This is a genomic window from Flavobacterium palustre (assembly GCF_014639535.1).
GTDB lineage: Bacteria > Bacteroidota > Bacteroidia > Flavobacteriales > Flavobacteriaceae > Flavobacterium > Flavobacterium palustre.
Window position 1 is genome coordinate 112,754 of record NZ_BMGA01000006.1, and the last position, 21,132, is coordinate 133,885.

Here is a 21,132-nt window from a genome sequence, read left to right on the forward strand (position 1 = left end):
AGATAGCTTATTTTTTTAAATTAATCTGATTAGAAAATCCATGTCTGCATTCCAGAGTTATCTCCGTATTACCTCCTATAACTACAATAGATTTTACTGCCGAATTCTGATTTAATTTCCATTTTCCTTTCAACGTAATAGTCAATTCAACAGGCATACTATAATTATCAAATCCTTTATCCTTAGTCTGAAAATTAAGATCAGGCTGAACAACACTTATTGTAATGTTTTTGGCTTCGTTCTTGATCATTAAAAGTGAAGGAACTGAAACACTTTTTAAAATAGCATCGTCTAATTCTTTTTCCGAATTAAAAATTACAAATCCAGTTGTTGCTGTTTCATTATCTTTTACAATATGGGCAATATTATCTGCTCTTAAAATTTGATATGATTTATCATTTTTCACTTTATTTTCAAATGAAGTAGCTGCATCTTTTTGGAGTCCCGGATAAATAACATATTGATAGGAAGCATCTTTAGGCGCTTTTCCATGTTCTATCCACGAAGACGCATAATCGCCTTTTGTAATCGTTTCATCCTTTGCTTTTGGATTCATTTTACCTGTATTAACCGAATAAGCATTATTGTAAGATTCCTGAGACTGCCTTCTAATTTCAATAGTATTTGGAGATAAAATATAATATCCGTTTTGATACGCATCAATCAGCCATTTGCCTGATTTACCTATTACTTCCATTGAGGATTGATAAGGAAAAGTTGAAATATTTTTGCTCTCTGAAGAAGAAATTGGCATCGATTTATCGCTTATAAAATTTTGAAATAAATTAGTTTCCACAGGATTTATCGTATCAATACTCGAAATTCCTGTTCCAATACAAATTAATTTATCTCCAAAAGAAAAAACCGATTTATTGGCTTTCAATTTCCCTGGGAATCCATTATTCTTCTTCGACTCTTCTGCATCTGAACCCTTCGATTCATTTAATTTCATTCCGAAAACTCCATTATTTCCCAAAGTAACAGCCCCTGCAAAAGTTTCTTCTGACCTGAACATTAGTAATTCTGTATTTAATTCTAATTCTTTAAGTGGTAGATTAATTACAGTCGTACCTGGATATCTGTTCCAGTCCCAGCCATCTTGCTTAAAGCCGCTGCCTAAATCCCCGCCAATGTTCATGATCTGAATACTTCCGTTTGCGGGATATCTTCCGTACCTGTTTGCGTCAACGTAAATTTCTGAAGCCCAAACATATTTGCTGTAACCTTTAATCGTTGCTGCCCAGTCATTTCTTCTGTGAATTGCCGTTGCCGCATACGGAAGCACATGATAGCCTGGTAACTGGTCTTTTTCTATAACTTCACTTTTTAATTTATCGCTGTCACCCCATAATCTTACATAAGCGGATGCTACTTCTTTATCAATTTTCGAATTTCCCTCTGGATTTCCTGATTGTGCCATTAACAAAAATGAACTTTTTAATGTTTTAATAGAATTTTCTTCTAAAGGATGACGCCCCGCATTTCCAAAACCATAATCATACAATTGACTATAAATTCTTGTTGTCAATAATGATTTTTTAAAGTTTTTATGACCAGCTTCATCAATTCTAAACTGAGTTCCCGAAAGCGTATAAATTACAGGAGGAATACTCGCAAAAGCACCCATTCCATAAGCCGGATAATGCCCTCCGTGATGCCATGAAGTACCATCAATTTTGAAAACACCTTTTTCATTATCAAGAGCTAACGTTTTTGATATATAATTAGAATATGCATCTAATAAAGCTGCTTGTTTATCAACATTATCAGACATAAAAATCAGCAACAAATGATAGAAAGATTGGGTGTTGTAATAATCAATATTAGCTTCATATTCAACTTCCGGTCCTAAAACTTTACCAAGATTAAAAAGCCATTGCAAACTATTTCCTATTTCATTCAATAAACCCGCTTTTTTTAGTGGTTCCTTCATCATATAAAAAGCTTCTGCTACCTCTCTTGTATTGTAACCAATATGATGTCTTGTTCCCCCAGATGCTCCATCCTGCCAACCCTGATCCAGAAAATATCGGCTTGCATTAATAAACATTTCTTCAATTTGAGATTTATCGGCATCAGTACTTTGAAGATAAAAAACGGCAATCTTCTTTATCGATTTACCAAAACTCTGGACATCAAGTGTGTGATTCTTTTTTGCATCTTCTTCATCAAAATAAACCTCATCAACTTTAAATACTAAAGGGTCACCTAAAACCGTCTCGCTTTTTATCAAATTTAATTTGGCATACTCTTCCTTTGCTTTTGATAAATTATTATTCTTTTTCCCCTCTTTATTGAAAGTTTTATCAAGACGTTTTTCAATAACAGACAAATCCTTTTTCTCGCTATCAGAAACTGATTTCAACGATAAATCATGAATTCGCTGCATATTTTTAATCAGCGGCATCCAATGATCTTCACCATTTTGTTTGTCCTTTTTAATAAAAGGAACCATAGCATCAGGATAAGGGTGACGATCATCCATATATTGAGAAAACACGATGTCATCAAAAAATAATTTTCCTTTACTTTTTTCTGAAGTGGCGCTTACTTTAAAAGTATCATAAGCAATAGCATCACCTTTTTTAGGAGCATTGCCACTCATTTCAAAAATAGGAACTCTGATGGTGCGCCAACCTGTAAAATTTAATTTAATTGGAAACCAAACTTCTTCTTTGCCTTGCTTTTCAAAAGATATTTTGATTGTTTCATTCTGTGCTTTATCATTATACAGCGACATCACTAAAGTAGGACTCGCTGGAAAATAATCGCCATACGCTAACGGACTTTCTTTTTTAGTCAGAATTCTAAAATTGGAAGTTTCAAAAAAACCACCACCAATAAAATCCCATTGTAAGGAGGATTTCCCTGATTGATGGTGTTTCCCGTTTATCGATAATACGCTGGATTTATTTTTTTTAAAATTAATGATTGAAGTTTCGTTTTCAAACGATTCTTTCGCTGGCCTGCCGTCTTTTACTTGTGAAAAAGTAAGGCATCCTGTAAAAAGCATACCGATTGTAAAAAACTTGCTAATTGTTGTAATCTCTTTTTTCATTATTATTCAATTCTAAGGAATTAAGGTAAGTAATATATTTTAATATTAACTTCCAATCAAAACTTCCAGAGTCTTTTTGATTAGGAATATACTAAGTCAACTATTATTTAATTTTATTGTTTAACAATTGTGCTTCTAAAAGTCTCATAACCATTTTGAGCTACTACAATGTAATTTCCTGATGGCAAATCCGCGACATAAACCTGCTGCGGTAGAGTTGTAAAACGAAGCTCACGAAGCTTATTACCAACACTATTATAGATACTAATCTTTGCATTTGGATCTAAAAGAGATGATAGGCTAATGCTGAAATAATCCTCAACAGGGTTAGGATACACAGTAAAGTTAGACGAACTTGCTACTTCTTCTTTAGATGCTGTTTTTGATGTCTCACTGCAAGAACCTAGCTTATCGCCATGATCCAAATGAGACTGAACTGCAGACTGAGCCACACAGATAAGCTTGTTGTTATGGCAAATCTGTACTTTCGTATTGTCATTCCCGCATCTTACATCAAGAATATCGATTGTAATTGAAGCTGTAGTTTGACATCCACCAGCATACGAAACTGTTACTGTATAAGTACCAGCCTGAGAAACCGAAATAGATTGTGTAGTTGCTCCAGTGTTCCAGTTATAGGAAACATTTTGGTCACCTTGCACTAATGTATTTAAGGTAATCGATGTAGGTCCGTATCCCAGATAGATTGTGTTTTTATCATCTATAGCCGGGTTCATAGCATATACATCCGGAATACTTACTTGTACTGAAGGACATATTGCGTTTACATTTACAGTTTCAGAAACCTTTACAGCATTATCATTATCAGTAGCTTTTGCTGTTATACTATAAGAACCTGCACTAACATTATTCCAGTTGAAACTGTAAGGAGCAGTTAAATCTTCACCTAATTTAGTGGTTTCATTGAAGAATTCCACTTTTGTAACACTACCATCAGCATCGGCAGCATCGGCAGTAATCGTAATACTTGCAAGTGAAGTATAACTGGTATTTGCCAAAGGCGAACTAATTGATACTGTTGGAGCAAGGGGTTGTGGATTTATTGTAACGTTAGCTCCAACAGAAATACAACCATCTGTATTTTTTGCATACACAGTATAATCTCCTGAAGCTAAATTTCCGAAAATACCTGTCGTATTTTCAAATGTAATTCCATCTAAACTAAAACTCAGGTTTTCTATAGCACTTGTTACAGTGATACTTCCGGTTGCTACAGTGTAAGTTGGCTGAGCAATCTCTACCGTTGGAGTCACAGGAGTTGCATTAAGCAAAACACAAGGATTCGCCATTGTCAATTTTATTTCAACCGGAAAACCATCAGCAACAGTAAATGAAATTGTCGTTCCATTTGCGGAAGCAGAACCAATATTGGCATTAGGATTTGCCTGTGTTATATTCCACTCATAATTTAAGTTTAAAGTAATTACTTTTGATTCAGAAGGATTAGCTCCCATATCAGGATTACTAACCGAAAGAATTATTTCAGAAGAATTTGCATTCAATCCTTTATACATCACCAAACATGGCAAATCATTTGCTTTAAGCACTCCATCAGTAATTGAAGCATTCGCAGACGGCAAAGCATAAGCCCAGGTTTTTGATACTTTGTGCTCGATTATCTGTTGGTTAGCATTGTTTTGATGTACAACATACGGTTTTTCAGCAGATTGCATTTGTTGAGCAAATGTTGTCATTCTGGATGTATTAGCTGAAGGAATACAAACAAATTCGTAGGAACTGTTCGTTGGTGAAGTTCCATGATCCAAATATGCAAGATGGTAGTTGTTTCCGACATTACTATCTATAGTAGCTTGTGATGGCGTAGTTTGATTTTGATAAGGTGTAATTTGGTTAGAATTTCTGATTTTCAAAATTCCGGAATTGGGTAAAACATAATAACCGGTGTTGTAATTATCAATAATCCAGTTAGCCGAAGCATCAGTAAACGAATCCTCACTTTGGTTCGTTTTTACCTCTCCATTTACCAAAACATCAATCGTATTGTTATTCAGTCTTTGAAACAAAGTCGTTACGGTAGGATTAGCAGTATCATTATTCTTAATACTGTTACCTAAACAAATAATGAAATCATCAATAGCAAAATAAGTTTTAGTAAATTCAAAAGTGCCATTATGGGTACTTGGTCCATAAGTACCTCCAAATCCTGTGCTACTTTTTTCTTTAAATTTCATTGCAAACAATCCGGATTGTCCTGTAGTATGAGACAAAACACTTTTATTCAATTGATTTAATGCTAAAGAACCCGCAAAACCATAGGTATTGGTTTCATCAATTCGTTCTTTTTCTGCATGCAACTTGTCCCAAGGCAATACTATAGTTGTTGCTCCAGGATTGTAATTCCAGTCCCATCCTATATCGCTATATCCATTTCCTGTTGTGGCATTCCCAGGATATATAATTTCCAATGCTCCGTAACTTTGATATCTTCCAAATCTATTTTGATTGATATAAATCTCAGAACCCCACAATATATCTGATTGTCCTTTCATCGAAGCTACCCAATTGTTTTTTCTATATATACCTAAATTGGCGTAGTTAAATTGGATGTAAGCTTCTTCAAATGGAGCAACGGTACTATTATTGAAATTGTTATTAACTCCATATTTTCTATTGTAAATTCCCGCTAATGCAGGATCAGCACTCTCTAATCCTAAAATTTTTCCACCAAATATAGCAGTATTAGCTAGAGTACTTGACGCTAAAGAAGTAGTTTTAGTTTGCGGATTTCTTCCCGCTAGTGCAAATGGCTTTACACCTGCATCATTAGAATACATAGTTTGTGCATAAACTGCATCTCTAAATCTCATATATGAAGGCTGGTCAATTTGAAAACCAGTTCCTTCCATAGATTTTATAGCTCTTGAAACAGTTGCATAAGCATACATATAACCATCATAACTGTTATTATGGTGATTTCCTAAACCGTCTTTTTTCAAGCCATCTTTTTGACCATAAGTATAGATTAAGAAACGGTCAATATATCTCTTAACCGTTTTTAAAAAACGTATTTTTTCGTCATTGGTTTTAAACCAATCTGAGTAAGCTAACAAAATATCAATATTGAGGTACATTGTATCAGTATTGATTGCCCCATTACTTTGAGTGGTATTAAAGTCGTAATTGGGTTCAAAAAGATATTTGAATGACTCTGTTTCAGTTTGAAGTGTATTCCCAAATAAATCTTTCACACTATCAGGAAGGTAACTATTTAAAAAGATAGCGCCCTGTGAAAGCGTAGGATAGTTATAAAAAGTCAAAGCTGAATTTATCTTATTACAATTTTGAACAGTTGCATACCAAACCGTTTTCATTGCCATATCACTTACACTAGTATCATTTGGGTTAAATTTCAAATAACGGGCAAACATTTTCAAAAAACTAATTTGAGCATCGTCAGTTATTGGGTTTCCAGTTATTTTATTCCCTGTAACCATAATATTCAAAGCGTTATACTGGCTAATAGCAGTAGTCATTTGACTTGCTGAAGGAGGAGTTGTTCCTAAAAGTTGATTTGACAAACTAGCACGGATTGCAACCAAATCATTTATTTCTGAAGGAGTGGCAGTTGTAAGCGGTAAATCAAAACTAAATGTTGGGGAACATAGCACTGGCGGTTCCATAGTAACAAATTTACCGTTTACTTTCACATAATCTAATGCAGCTATACGAACGGGATTTAGGTCATCTGCACGAACAAATCGTACGGCTATTTGATCACCAACACTAGAAGCAGTAAATATATAAGAAAGTAAAGCGGATGCAGGAGCTGAATTTGCTGAAACTGTAATCGCTGTTGATTCTGCCAAAACAATATTATCAGTTACATTATAAACCTGCATTTTGAATGTTGCAAATGATGAACTATTTGAATAATACTTTGTTTCTATACTAATTTGCCCACCGCTAATAGGATTTCCTGTTAACAAATACTGAACACCTTGTAAAGCTGGCGTATTTGCAGTTCCTTTAATTTGTATTGCCCCATCATTAAGACCATCACCATTATCGGCATCATTTGTAACAAAAACTACTCCACTACTATTTTCAATTTTAGTCCAATTGTAAACATCTGTATCAAAAGGAACTAGTGGCGCCTGCATACTAATGAATTGTCCGCTTACTTTTAAATAATCAATTCCTGCTTGACGCACGGGATTCAGGTCATCTGCTCGAACAAATCTAACGATGATTTGGTCCCCTACACTTGAAGCAGTAAACGTATAAGCAAATGTAGCGGTTCCAACAACTCCAGCCGCAGTCGTGAAAATAGCTGATTCTCCCAAAACAAGATTATCGGTTGCATTATAAACCTGAATTTTGAATTTTAAAAACGAAGAACCTATTTGAAAATATTTTACTTCAAGATTAATTTGTTCAGCTGTTTGCGGATTTCCGCCCAGTGAATATTGTAATCCTTGTAATGCTGGCGTAGTAGCACTTGATTTAAGAAGCATCGCACCATCATTAAGTCCATCTCCATTATCGGCATCGGTATAATTTAAAGTTACCGGACTGCTATCTTCAATTTTGGACCAATTAAAATTATTAGTGTCGATTGTAATCTGGGCATTGATTCCATGGGATATTAAAACCAAATAAATCAATAGCAAAGTAATTTTAGTTTTCATTTTATAAGGGTTTTTGATTAGTTAAAATAGTCAAGTAAATGTGTTCTTTAAATCATGTAATTAATTTAAAAACAATAAGACAAATTCATCCACTTAGTTGCTTTAATTGGACTTTGAAAAAAAATAAATAAACGGCAGTATAATTTTAGTTTCATTGCTTTAAAGCATATTTAGGGTTATTAGTATGTACCCAAAATTATTTTATTCGATAGTGAACGATTCGCAATATTGTCCAAACTTCCATGAAAATCGTCCACAAATAGATGTTTTTAAAGAATAAAACTACAGAACATTAAAATAAAAGCTAGTTTGAGAACTTCTCTTTAAATTTATTCTTTGATAAAAGAATCAACAGATTAAGAAACAAATCCTCCCTGTAAAGTGCTCATTGTAAACATGACTGACAAAAAATAAAAACTTAAAACTGAAACCAAAAAAAACCTCAAAAGTTGACACTTTTGAGGTTAAAAAATAAACCAAAAGATTATTGTTTTTAAAACAAATCTAATCCATTCAACCAAAAAAATGCTTAGATAGCTGTATAAAACGTCTCACTATTACAGCAATTTGTTTATTAGATTATAGTGGAAATTAATTAATACTCCCATTTCACAAAAGCTTCCATAGCAGCATAACTGGAAAGTCCTAGCTTATCATATAACGCTGCTGTTTCTTTATTTCGGTCTTCGGCTCTTTGCCAAAATTCCCTGGCATCTGATCCTTGGAATACCACACCGTCTTTTTGAGATTGATGTTTGAAAATCCCGTGTCTTTTGGCTAAAACCTGATCAGGACTCATAGGCACTGCCATTTCAATTTCATCAATTCCCCATTCCTGCCAGGCTCCTCTGTACAACCACAACCAACAATCTTTCATAAAATCCTTAGGTTTTAGATTTTTTACTGCTTCAAAAATAGCATCCAAACATACTTTGTGTGTTCCGTGTGGATCGGCTAAATCACCGGCAGCATAAATCTGATGTGGTTGAATTTTCTCAATCAAATCCATCGTAATTTGAATATCATCCTGACCAATAGGGTTCTTTTTAATTGCACCTGTTTCATAAAATGGTAACTCCATAAAATGGATTTGATCATCAGATAAACCAACATAGTGACTGGTTGCACGGGCTTCCCCTTTTCGAATCAAACCTTTTATATAACGAACTTCGGGAATGTCAATCTCACTGCTCTTTTTATTTTTAAGAAAGGCAATGGATTTTTTAAAAATGGTTTCAGCTTCAGGGCTTTTAATTCCAAATTTTTCATTGTAATCGCAAACAAAATTGGCAAAACGAAGTGCCTCATCATCAGCAACGGCAATATTTCCGGAAGTTTGGTAAGCTACGTGTACTTCATGTCCCTGTTCTTGCAATCTCATAAAAGTCCCTCCCATACTGATGATATCATCGTCAGGATGCGGACTAAAAAGTAATACTCTTTTTCTTGAAGGTTCGGCTCTTTCAGGTCGGTTTTCGTCATTTGCATTCGGTTTTCCTCCAGGCCATCCTGTGATAGTATTTTGCAGTTTATTGAAGATTTTAATATTAATATCGTAAGCCGGTCCCGAATCGGCCAATAAATCACTCATTCCGTTTTCAATATAATCCGCGTCTGTCAACATCAAAATAGGTTTCTCTAATTTTAATGCCAATCCTAAAACTGCTTTTCGAATTAATTTGTCAGTCCAAACAATTTTTTCAACTAACCAAGGTGTGTTGATTCTTGTTAGTTTTGAAGAAGCTTCTTTATCTAAAACAAAAACAGCATTGTTGTGTTCCTGTAAAAAAGAAGCCGGTATTTGATTAGTCACTTCACCTTCAACCGATTTTTGAATGATGTTTGATTTTCCTTCACCCCAAGCCATTAAGATTACTTGTTTGGCTTCCATTATCTTTTTCACTCCCAGTGTAATTGCAGTCCTTGGTGTATTACTTAGTCCTGAAAAATCATTACTGGCTGCTACTCTTGTAATATGATCTAAGGCTACTAATCTGGTTTTTGAATTCTGTAAAGAACCTGATTCGTTGAATCCGATATGACCATTACCTCCAATTCCAAGAATTTGCAAATCAATTCCACCCAAAGCTTCAATTTTAGCTTCGTAATTGGCACAATAATCGGCTATTTCTTCTTTTGACAAAGTTCCATCGGGAATATGTACGTTTTCAGGTAGAATATCGACATGATTAAACAGTAATTCTTTCATGAATCGCACGTAGCTGTTTATCGAATCGGGTTCCATTGGATAATATTCATCCAGGTTGAATGAAACCACATTTTTAAAACTCAAACCTTCCTCTTTGTGCAGACGCACTAATTCGGAATATAATCCTTTAGGTGAAGAACCAGTTGCTAAACCTAAAACACATAACTCATTATTTTCTTGTTTCGATTTGATAAGTGTCGCTATTTGTTGGGCAACAGCCTTAGAAGCTTCTGTTGAATTTTCAAAAACGACTGTATCAATATTTTCAAATCGTTTCTCAAATCCTGTAGATTTGTCTATATTACTTTTTAACATTTTAGTTTATTTTTAAAATTTATATTGTAGTAATTCGTCTATTTTCTTGACCAGCTGGTATATTTATGTCCTTTGTGGGCAAAAAAGAAAATCATTAAATAAGCGGGTAAAAGCATTAAATAAGCTATTTGATTTCCCGTTTTTGCTGTTGCTAAAGCCGCTGTAGCTTCATTAGACACATTGATACTTTCTGCTAAAAGCCCATATAATAAAGGAAAAATTGCGCCACCTATAATGGCCATAATAAGTATTGCTCCACCAATTTTTGTGTATCCTCCTAAGTTTTGAAGAGCCAGTGGCCATATTGCAGGCCAACAAAGCGCATTAACCAAACCAAATAAAGCGACTAAAATAATTACTAAAGGTAAAGCGGGAATTAAAGGTAATTGGATCATAATACTCGGAGACAGCAATACAATTGAAAACACTAAAATCACGCCCAAAATACCGGAAATTTTTAATGCATTAACCTGAGATAAGTATTTTGGTATTAATGTGATTCCAACAATGTAACCAACCAACATTGCTGTCATGGTAAACGAGGTCAACTTAAGATAAAAATCCCCGTTTTCGCCATAAACTCCGAGTTGTTTTCCAAAAGTTCCAATAGTATCTCCCGCTATAACCTCAGCAGCAACATATAACATTAAAGTTACTGCTCCCAAAACAAGTTGTGGATATCTAGATGCGTTTTTAATTTGTTTGTAAACACTCAAATCGGCTACATGCCCATCCTCATCTAAATCTATTTCAGGAAGAGGAGACAATTTTGCTAAAATGGCCAAAGCAACAATTACAATTCCCATATAAACATAAGGGGTTTGCAATTGAAGTGTCAGTAAATCTAAGGTTTGTGATTTAGCAACCTCATCAAGCATAGCTATTTTTTCCTTAGTATAGTCTTTCATATTTGACAAAACCAAGGCTGTCAATACTAGTGGTGCAACAAAACCTGCTAATTTATTAGCGATACCTAACACACTAATTCTTGCAGCAGCACTTTCTCTAGGCCCGATAACAACAACATAAGGATTTGCAGCCGTTTGCAAAATAGCCAATCCCGAACCCATAATAAATAAAGCCACTAAAAACAAAAGAAAGGTTCTCATTTCAGCCGCTGGATAAAACATAAATGCCCCAATAGCGATTACAATAAGTCCAAGCGAAATACCATTTTTATAACCTACTTTTTCTATTATCCAAGAAGACGGAATAGCCATTACAAAATAGGCAATGTAAAAAGCAAAAGCTACAAAATAAGCTTGTGAACCACTTAAATCACAGGCTATTTCAAAAAATGGAATTAAAGGCCCATTCAACCAAGTAACAAACCCTAAAATAAAAAACAATAGGGTTAAAATAGCCATCGGAACAAAGACGTTACTTCGGCTCGTTTGTAATACACTTTCAGCTTGCACCATGATTTTATCTTGATTAATTAATATTTTTATTGCATTTATTCGTTGAAATATCTTTAGCACTTTTTCTTCTTATTTGGATAAAGGAGCTTAGTAGCCTAAAAATTTTCTTTACTATTTTAACAACTCCTGATGATAAAAACGAATCGTTTCTTCTAAAGCACTTTCGATAGAATGTCCCGGTTTAAATCCTAAATCATTGAATTTTGATGGATCTGCTTTTGAATGCTTAATATCCCCCGAACGTTCTTCTAAGAATCGTATTTGAGATTTAGAATTAGTGATTTCAATTATTTTTTCTGCTAATTCTAAAATAGAAGTGCTGTAACCCAAAGCAACATTATAGGTTTCATTCCCAATTTGAGAAGCCAAAATATTTGCTTTTACCACGTCTTTTACATAAATAAAATCCCTAGTTTGAGAACCATCACCATAAATGGTTATCGGCTGGTTTTGAAGTGCTTTATTAATAAAAATAGGCACCGCTGCCGCATAAGCTGATTGAGGATTTTGTCTTGGTCCAAAGACATTAAAATATCGCAATGAAGCTGTTGGAACATTCCATTGATCCTGATACATCTTCAAATAGAATTCGCCATCTAATTTTGTGATTGCATAAGGAGTCATTGGTTCGGGAATCATGGTTTCTACTTTAGGCAAAACCGGGTTATTACCATAATTAGCAGCCGAAGAAGAAAGCACTACTTTACAACCATTGTTTTTTCTTGCAGCTTCCAGAATATTAATTGTTCCGATGGTGTTGATATCAATACATTCATCCAAACGCAATAAGGATTCGGGAACACTAACTAAAGCAGCTAAGTGAAAAATACCGCTCGCATCTTGTACCAGTTCTTCCACAAGATTTTTATCTCTGATATCTCCATTAACAAATTGAACATTTAGTCCTTCGAGATTTTTTTCGAATCCGGTTCTTAAGCTATCTAAAACAATGACCTGATGCCCTTCAGCAGATAAGTGTTCTGCAATATGACTCCCAATAAATCCGGCACCTCCTGTGATTACATATTTTTTCATTTTGCTTTCTTTAAATATTTTAAATTAAAACTGGATTATTCCAATCCAATACAGGGAAATGTTTTTTCAAATAGGCTTTCACTTCTACAATATCTTCCTTTGCAGTTAAATCAGGAACGTGTTCTGAAAAAGGGATTCCCAATGCAGTATTAGGGAAATCCTGTAATAAATTCAAAAGCACTGTTGGCAATTCCTTTTCGTCTCTTTCAGGGTGAACAGGACAATTTTTCAGATATGGATATAAAGTATCTCCTTTGAACTTAAAGGCATTCATACTTACTCTGATTTTCCCGCTAGCATCCTTAAAAGATTCCACAATGGCGGCCTCTGGTTTTTCGATAATATCAAGAAGAAAGTTATCTTCATTTAATTTTGCAACTGCAAAACGTGAGATACGCTCTGAAGGAAACTCCATTGCATCACGGTCGTAACTAATAAAAGCATTAGGACTATTCGTTTCACGAAGTGCATACAATGCTTCTGATGAATATAAATTATCACTGTTACACACCGAATAAAATTGAGTGTTTAATTCCGGATATTGTTCTACTGCCTGAAATAACGCATCGGCAGTTCCAAATGGTTTCACTCTTCCTTCTGGAATATATTGGACAGCAAAAGAAATATTTAGACCATAAAAATCATTATCCTTGTCTTTATCACCATAAAAAGCCTTAAATAAATCTCCCTGCTCTCCTATGATGATATAGATGTTTTTATATCCAGCCCTTTTAGCATTTAACAAAAGATAATCCATTAATGGTCTTCCATTAGGCCCTACACCTATTAAGCCTTTACTTCTTTCGTTAGCTTGTGCAATTTCCTCTTTGGTCAAATTTTCTACTATCGCTTCTTTTTTCATTCTCGAAGAAGCTCCTCCTGCTAAAATTATTAAATTGTCATGCATATTTTTTTATTTAAAATTTTAAAATGTATTTACTATTCTAGCTCCCGGATCCACATTTACGGCATAAGCTGCAACAGCTCCTGCAGCCAACATTGCTTCTACCACCTGAGATTCTTTTCCTGGTTCGGCCATAGCAACGATGCTACCTCCTCCTCCTGAACCCACTATTTTAGCTCCATAAGCACCCGCTTTTAGTGCTGCGTCAATCATGGCATCAATTCTTGGAACAGTTATTTTTAATAAATCTCTCAAAACCGCATGATGTCCGTTCATTAATTCGCCTATCTTTTTTAAATCAAGAGAAGTTTTTTGAAATTCAATCAGAGCCATTTTAGTATAATGATGATTTTTAACTGCTGCCTTAAAATAAGGAATCAATCGATCTGGCAAAAAGTCGCAATACTTCTTTAAATCTTCGATTTCAGTCGTATTCAAATCGAAATCTTTAAAATTTTCTTTTAAAATTTCGATTGCCAATAATGCATTTCCTTTCAATTCCCCTATTAAACCAATGGTCTCTTTTGGTACTCCTGATACTCCTGTAACAAGACCATCTAGCTGTTTCCCAATCACTGTAAAAGAAAAAGGACTCACGGTATTTATATACACCACGTTACCCACACCAATACTATAATGATCCATCATCCCTCCAGGTTCACCGTGTTCCACCACTTCTGACAAGTATCCCATTTTAGAAATAAATTCAGGTGTCACTTCTTCATTTACACCAAAAGCTGTTACTAAAAAATTAATCCATGCCAACAACAAAGCCGATGAACTTGAGGTACCGGAATTTATCGGAATATCTCCTGTCACAGTAATATCATATCCTACATTAGGAATACAACCATATCTTCTAAGAACCCTCAGTGCAGAAGCAAAATAATCACGTGGTTCTAATTCCGAAAAAATTTCATTAATATCAATGATTCTTATCTGGTCAATATCCACCATACTCAGCTTAAATACTCCTGTACAATTTTGTACAGCAGTAAGCTTTATACTTCTACTAATAGCACAGGCAATAACAGGTAATCCCAGATAATCCTGATGATCTCCAAACAGACATGTTCTTCCAGGTGCTAATGATATAATTTTTTTCATTTTATCTTTATTTAAAACACTACTAAACAACTACTTAAACAACAAACCAACTACTAAAACCAACATCAAAATTATATTTCACATTGCGAAACTATAGATTTAATTTTATTAAAACAAGGAAAAAACCAAAAAATGTGCTCGAACACACTAAAATAATGTTCTCGAGCACACAAATAAAAGAAAAAACAAAAAAAAAAGTGTAATATTGGAATCTGAATTAGACCCTATTTCATAATGAAAACACTCATTGCTGGATTCCGTTAATCAGGAAAAGTTCAAACTTTTATATATTTGTACAAAATGAATAAAAAACTTACGATAAAAGACATTGCTCAACTAGCAGGTGTTTCAAAAGGAACTGTTGACAGAGTATTACATAAAAGAGGAAAAGTTTCACAAAAAGCACTAGACAGTATAAATGCTGTGCTGGAGCAAGCAGACTATGAACCCAATCTAATTGCCCGAAATCTTAAAAACAATAAAATCTACACTGTTTGTGTAGTGCTCCCGGATCCAGCTAGTGATTCTTTTTGGCTACCTTGTATAAAAGGAATAGAAGAAGCTAAAAAAGAATTTAAAGCCTTTAACTTATCAATCAGTACTTATTATTTTGATCCCGAAAACACGGAATCATTTATAGCTGTAAATAAAACGGTTTTGGATTTAGCTCCTGATGCGGTTTTATTAGCTCCGATATTTTATAAAGAGGCTCAAAATGCTGTAGAGAAATACAACAAACACAATATATTAGTTAACACCTTTAACAACCAGGTAGAATCAGGCGAAGTTAAAAATTTCGTGGGTCAGGATTTACAACAAAGCGGAAGAATTGCTGCTAAATTAATGGAAGTCATTGCTCAAAAGGGACAAATTGCCATTATCCATATTGATGAAAAATTCAAGAATGCCATTCACATGCAGGAAAAAGAAAAAGGATTTAGAAATTATTTTGCACAAAAGGAAAATGCAGATTATAACATAATTACTTTAAATCTAAAAAGAACAAATTACGAAATAAAATTTACAGACTTTCTCAAAGAAAACCCTAGCCTTACAGGTTTATTTATTACAACATCAAAAGCATATCAAATAGCCGAAATCATTCAAGAAACAAGCCAAAATAAAATTTCAATTATTGGATATGATTTATTAGACAAAAATATAAATTATCTAAACCAAGGCACCATTGATTTCTTGATTAATCAAAATCCAAAACAACAAGTTTATCTGGGGATAAGTTTTTTAGTAGATTATTTCGTTTTTGGAAAAGAAATTAACAATACAACTCTTTTACCTATTGATATTGTTAACTCAGAAAACGCAAGTTATTACATGGAATAATTTTTAAGACATTAAATGTAACACTCCAAAAGAAGATGAAATATGAAAATTAGGAGTCTCTGTATTAGGATTTACCCAGGAAATCCAAGTTGGCTCAAAATTAATTCCATTTTCCGAATTGTATTTTGCTCTAAAAATTCCAGTTTCAATTTTATTCTCTTTTATTAAATTCAATTTCTTAAGCGAATCCAGACTTATCGCTCCTTCTACAGTAAAGCTTTTCTCATTTTTTGAGGATTGAACAGTAATATCTTTTTTTGGCCAATTCCAGTTAAAATCAAATTTTTTATCTGGATAGGCAATAAAATCCATTATTCTTGCCGAAGTATCAATTTCCAAACAATAATAGGGATTTAACGAATCATCTGGTCTAAAAAAAAGTTCAACTCTGTCAGAATTCCCAATACTATCCACACTATTGTCTTTTGTATCAATATGGATATTTGTATCAAATACAGTAAAACAAAAAAAGAAATGTATTCCGTCCCATAAGGCTCTAAATTCTATTCGTGAAGGCTCTTTTGTGTCCCAAGGTGAAAGAAACTGAGTCAACACCTCCGATCTTCCCCAAGCTTCACTCTCCCCTTTTCCTGTGATTTTTAATTTAGCACTAGCACTCTCAATCAAATTGACTTTATAAATATTATTCTCTTTTTTCATGTTATCAGTTTTAAAAATTTAAAAACAAATACTATATCATATTATTAATTACAACTTCTTATTTTGATAATTAAATAGTTCAAATAAGCTTTTATTATTTGAAATACAAATATAGTGTGCTCGAGAACATTTTCAACACGTTTTCTTGTAATATTAATTTCATATCGTTAATTTTGTCCAATAACAAGACTACTTCCGCTACAAAAAACAACAAATAAAAAACTGATTTTAAGATAGTTAAACTAAAAAATAGATAAAAAAAACAATTTATTTATTTCTGTTTTTAGTTCCAAAATTATTTCAAAATCTTTCAAAAAAGAAAATCAAATATTTCCTTATTGACGAATATCTTTTTGTGTAAATAAAACTATTTAACCAACACCAATTTTGCTTCAAAAAATCTAAAAACAATTAATTTTTAATAAAATCAGTAATTATGACTCTAATAAAATCCATCTCAGGAATAAGAGGAACCATTGGCGGAACAGTCGGAAATGCTTTTACTCCAAATGATATAGTAACTTTTACAGCAGCTTTTGCCTATTGGTTAAAATCTAAAGATGCTACGAGAAAAAAAATAGTAATTGGTCGAGATGCCCGCCTTTCGGGTGAAATAGTATCTAAGATTGTGAGTGGTACACTACAATCAATGGGATTAGATGTTGTCGATTTAGGCTTATCAACAACGCCAACAGTAGAAATGGCGGTAGTTGCCGAAAAAGCTTTAGGAGGCATCATTTTAACGGCAAGTCATAATCCTAAAGAATGGAATGCCTTAAAACTACTGAATGAAAAAGGAGAATTTATTTCGGCCAAAGATATAACGGTTATTTTAGAAAGCATCGAGTCCGAAAATTATCAATATGCCGATGTAAATAATTTAGGCAGTTACACAGTAAATAATGATTATTTTAACTATCATATTGAAGCAATCAAAGTCTTGCCTTTAATCAACACCGAAGCAATCAGTAAAAGAAAATTCAAGGTAGTCATCGATGCGGTAAATTCTACCGGCGGAATTGCAGTTCCTTTATTGTTGAACAGCCTGGGAGTAGATCAGGTTGAATTATTGCATTGTGAACCTACAGGCCAATTTGCACATAACCCAGAACCACTTACAGAAAACTTAACCGAATTAATCGCAAGGATGAAAGAGGGGAACTTTGATATTGGTATTGCTGTAGATCCAGATGTTGACAGATTGGTTGTTATTTGCGAAAATGGTGAACCATTTAATGAAGAATATACCTTAGTTGCAATTTCTGATTATATATTATCACATCAAAAAGGAAATACAGTTTCTAACTTATCCTCAACCCGAGCTCTAAAAGATATTACAGAAGCAAGAGGAGGAAAATATTATACGGCCGCTGTGGGAGAAGTAAATGTGGTCGAAAAAATGAAAGAAGTAAATGCTATAATTGGCGGAGAAGGAAACGGCGGAGTAATATATCCTGAACTGCATTACGGAAGAGATGCCTTAGTTGGCATTGGATTTTTATTAAGCTATATGGCTGAATCTAATCTTTCATTATCTGCATTAAAAGGAAGATTGCCATTATATGCCATGTACAAACACAAAATCGATCTTCCTGCCAACTTATCAATGGACAAAATTTTGGAAAAAATAAAAGAAAAATTCTCAAATTATCCTATCATCACTATCGATGGAATCAAAATCGAAATAGGCAACAGTTGGGTTCACCTAAGAAAATCAAATACTGAAGCTATTTTACGAATTTATTCAGAAGCCAATACCTATGAAAAAGCTAAGGCAATTGCGTTAGAGATTAGTGATTTGGTAGTTTAAATCTTTAAAACCCAAAAAATCCGTTGAATGTATTTAGGTTATTTTCATGATTACATTCAGCGGATTAAAATATTTTTTTATACACCGGTGACTACAAAAATCTACTTTCTATATCAAACCAGCATTCAAAATCTAACTAATAATAAGAAAACTAATCCTATTACAAATTAGTCCTGTTCTATAAAATACAATGGTTGCGAATCATTTGCAATTGCAATTAAGGCATTATAAATATACTGAGAAACCAAAGCACCTCCTTCAAAATTAATCCGTTCAATATCATCTTCGGGAGTATGATACTGCGGATGTCCTCCCGTATGAAAACCTACTGCTGAAATCCCAGCCTTGTAAAACGAAACATGATCCGAGCCTCCTACTTCACCGGCATGAATCACCGGGTTTAAATCGCTGTTTTTTGCTATTTTTTTCATCAATGCAACACCTCCCGGAAAAGTTCCTGCTCCGCCCATGTAGAGTTGTTTTTCAGCATTCAATCTTCCTACCATATCCATATTGAGCATTACTTTGACCGCTTTTTTAAGTATTGGTAAATGATTTACAAAATATTTTGACCCTAATAAACCTTCTTCTTCTCCACTGAAAGAGACAAAAATGATGCTCCTTTTCAGTTTTTCTTTAGACTTTGCAACTTTTTCCAAAATACACAACAAAGCTGCAACTCCCGAAGCATTATCATCGGCTCCGTTGTGAATGGCAACAGTATCCTTTTTTTTACTGCCTGAACCAACTCCTCCCCAACCCCAATGATCGTAATGAGCGCCGATAACAATATATTCCTTTTTTAATTTTTCATCTGAACCTTCAATAAAACCTACCACATTTTGAGTCGTTACTGTATCCGATTTCATCTTATTGATTCCTTCTTTTACAAACAACTGAAAAGGCTGATAATAATTGGCTCCAAATTTTGCTAAACCATATTTCCTGAAATATTTTTTAATATATACGGCTGCATGATTATTCTCTTTTGTTCCCGGAAACCGACCTTCCATTTTATCGGATGAAAGGTATTTGTCATGCTTGTAAAATGTTTTTGCCAAACGGTTATTTTGGGCAGCAACACTAAGCGTAAAGCATACTGAAAGTACTAAAAAAAACGTAAAACCTGATTTTTTAAAAAACAACATCTTTGAATCTTTTAAATGAAAACGAAAATTAGCTGAGTTCGAAAATTTTATCCATCAGCAACCATTTTTCACCGGGTTGAGCTCCCGGAAGTGCTTTTTGAAATTTCCACATCAATGCTTCCCATTCCTGAACTTTTGGATTTGCAGCATCCAATTTTCCTTTTTCTTCAAAAGAAAAAGCAGCATCAGCTTCAATAATCATAAACAATCGATTTGCGACAATATAAATTTCCAGATTTCTGATTCCTGATTCCTTTATGCTTTCAATAATTTCAGGCCATACATTTTTATGAAAGGCTTTGTATTCCTCAATTAAATTGGGATCGTCTATTAAATCTAATGCGAGACAATATTTTTTCATCATTTATTCTTATTTATAAAACTATCGTTTCTCTATCATTTGGTTAATTCAAATACCACATGTTTAATATACTTTCTATTATAAGTGTATAAAACATGAATCTTTCCGTCACTGCTTTGGATTATTGCAGGATAACTGAATTCGCCTTCAGGCTGGTATTCCAAATCAAATAACTTTTTCCAATGGATTCCGTCTTTTGAATGCTCTACATCCAACACATTGCGTCCATAAAACCAGTCTTTTCCTTGTGGCAAAGGATTGTTAACCAATAAAAAAGATTTTTTATTCAATGTAAGGGCATCAATACCTGAATTGGAATTCACAACAGCAATGCTATCGGTATTTTTCCAGCTATTACCATAATCTTCTGACCAGCTCGTTATGAGTTTATTGTGTTTACTTCTAAACAACATTTGCACCTTTTTATCCGAATGCACTAAAAAAGTGGGTTGGATAATTTCAAAATGCTGCTTGTTTTCAATGGCTATTTTTGTCCATTTTTCTGTGGTCTCATTATAAGTTTCCACATGGCTCCGCCATTCATTATTTTCAATACTTTCAGTACTACTTCCGCATAAAATAACACCCGAAGTTATCTCGATTGGTTTGTTTTTTATAGGACCTAAAATACCTTTGGGCAAATATTTGGGACTACTCCATGTTGTTCCGTTATCTTTCGAAATTAGCATCGCTCCAAACCATTCTCTTGGATTTTTTCCAATTTTATAAAACAAATACAGCTTTTCACTTTTACTCTTAAATAAAACAGGATTCCAGCAAGGCAAGGTATCTCCCTGTTGAATAAGAGGTGAAACCAGATTTTGCGGTGCAGACCAGCTTTTATCTTTGTATTTAGAAAAATAAATACCTACATCTTTAGCTCCTTCGTATTTTCCGCCAAACCAGGCTGCCATGATTTCATTTGGCTTTACTTCTGCTAATGTAACAGCATGACTATTGTTTGTAATAGGCTGATCGGTTATAAAAGTACTGCTGATAGTATTTACTTTTGGTGACTGCTTTAACGAAGAACAGCCAACGCAAACCAAAAACAATAAAAAAGAGGAATATTTCAATTTTAAAATCATTAAAT

General features: G+C 33.8%; 13 protein-coding genes. 2 read left to right on the forward strand and 11 right to left on the reverse strand.

Annotated elements, in window-relative coordinates; all coding sequences use genetic code 11:
- Window positions 1–7: 7 nt before the first annotated feature.
- From IEV84_RS12090 to IEV84_RS12120, 7 genes are all read right to left on the reverse strand, one after another.
- Entirely contained in the window at window positions 8–3,058 is a 3,051-nt protein-coding gene (locus IEV84_RS12090; protein ID WP_188494530.1) for a chondroitinase family polysaccharide lyase, read from the reverse strand.
- A 113-nt stretch (window positions 3,059–3,171) separates the two neighbouring features.
- Window positions 3,172–7,728 (reverse strand): polysaccharide lyase family 8 super-sandwich domain-containing protein, encoded by a 4,557-nt coding sequence (locus IEV84_RS12095; protein ID WP_188494531.1) that lies wholly within the window; start codon window positions 7,726–7,728, stop codon window positions 3,172–3,174.
- Between the two features lie 595 nt (window positions 7,729–8,323).
- A complete protein-coding gene (nagB, locus tag IEV84_RS12100; RefSeq protein WP_188494532.1) occupies window positions 8,324–10,252 on the reverse strand; it encodes a glucosamine-6-phosphate deaminase in 1,929 nt (642 codons plus the stop codon).
- A 38-nt stretch (window positions 10,253–10,290) separates the two neighbouring features.
- Window positions 10,291–11,673, reverse strand: a complete 1,383-nt coding sequence (locus IEV84_RS12105; RefSeq protein ID WP_229732674.1) for a sugar MFS transporter — start codon at window positions 11,671–11,673, stop codon at window positions 10,291–10,293.
- A gap of 111 nt (window positions 11,674–11,784) precedes the next feature.
- Complete coding sequence (locus IEV84_RS12110) at window positions 11,785–12,708, reverse strand: SDR family NAD(P)-dependent oxidoreductase (protein ID WP_188494533.1); 924 nt, start codon at window positions 12,706–12,708, stop codon at window positions 11,785–11,787.
- Window positions 12,709–12,727: 19 nt separating this feature from the next.
- Window positions 12,728–13,615, reverse strand: coding sequence for a sugar phosphate nucleotidyltransferase (locus IEV84_RS12115; protein ID WP_188494534.1), 888 nt, complete (start codon window positions 13,613–13,615; stop codon window positions 12,728–12,730).
- A gap of 18 nt (window positions 13,616–13,633) precedes the next feature.
- Window positions 13,634–14,719, reverse strand: coding sequence for a mevalonate kinase family protein (locus tag IEV84_RS12120; protein ID WP_188494535.1), 1,086 nt, complete (start codon window positions 14,717–14,719; stop codon window positions 13,634–13,636).
- A gap of 300 nt (window positions 14,720–15,019) precedes the next feature.
- Here IEV84_RS12120 and IEV84_RS12125 point away from each other — a divergent pair, with 300 nt between their 5' ends.
- The gene (locus IEV84_RS12125) at window positions 15,020–16,060 is read left to right on the forward strand and encodes a LacI family DNA-binding transcriptional regulator (protein WP_188494536.1); all 1,041 of its coding nucleotides are present in this window, start codon (window positions 15,020–15,022) and stop codon (window positions 16,058–16,060) included.
- Between the two features lie 3 nt (window positions 16,061–16,063).
- On the opposite strand, the gene IEV84_RS12130 is transcribed toward IEV84_RS12125, so the two are convergent.
- Entirely contained in the window at window positions 16,064–16,720 is a 657-nt protein-coding gene (locus tag IEV84_RS12130) for a sugar-binding protein (RefSeq protein WP_188494537.1), read from the reverse strand.
- Between the two features lie 436 nt (window positions 16,721–17,156).
- Between IEV84_RS12130 and glmM the strand changes: the two genes are divergently transcribed.
- Window positions 17,157–18,530: a phosphoglucosamine mutase gene (gene glmM, locus IEV84_RS12135; RefSeq protein WP_188494538.1), complete on the forward strand. Its 1,374-nt coding sequence runs from the start codon at window positions 17,157–17,159 to the stop codon at window positions 18,528–18,530.
- A 167-nt stretch (window positions 18,531–18,697) separates the two neighbouring features.
- Here glmM and IEV84_RS12140 read toward each other — a convergent pair whose 3' ends face one another.
- The 3 genes from IEV84_RS12140 to IEV84_RS12150 are packed head-to-tail and all read right to left on the reverse strand — an operon-like array spanning window position 18,698 to window position 21,127.
- A complete protein-coding gene (locus tag IEV84_RS12140) occupies window positions 18,698–19,678 on the reverse strand; it encodes a M20/M25/M40 family metallo-hydrolase (protein ID WP_188494539.1) in 981 nt (326 codons plus the stop codon).
- Window positions 19,679–19,706: 28 nt separating this feature from the next.
- Window positions 19,707–20,039 (reverse strand): L-rhamnose mutarotase, encoded by a 333-nt coding sequence (locus IEV84_RS12145; protein ID WP_188494635.1) that lies wholly within the window; start codon window positions 20,037–20,039, stop codon window positions 19,707–19,709.
- A gap of 35 nt (window positions 20,040–20,074) precedes the next feature.
- Window positions 20,075–21,127, reverse strand: coding sequence for a sialidase family protein (locus tag IEV84_RS12150; RefSeq protein ID WP_188494540.1), 1,053 nt, complete (start codon window positions 21,125–21,127; stop codon window positions 20,075–20,077).
- Between the last annotated feature and the right edge of the window lie 5 nt (window positions 21,128–21,132).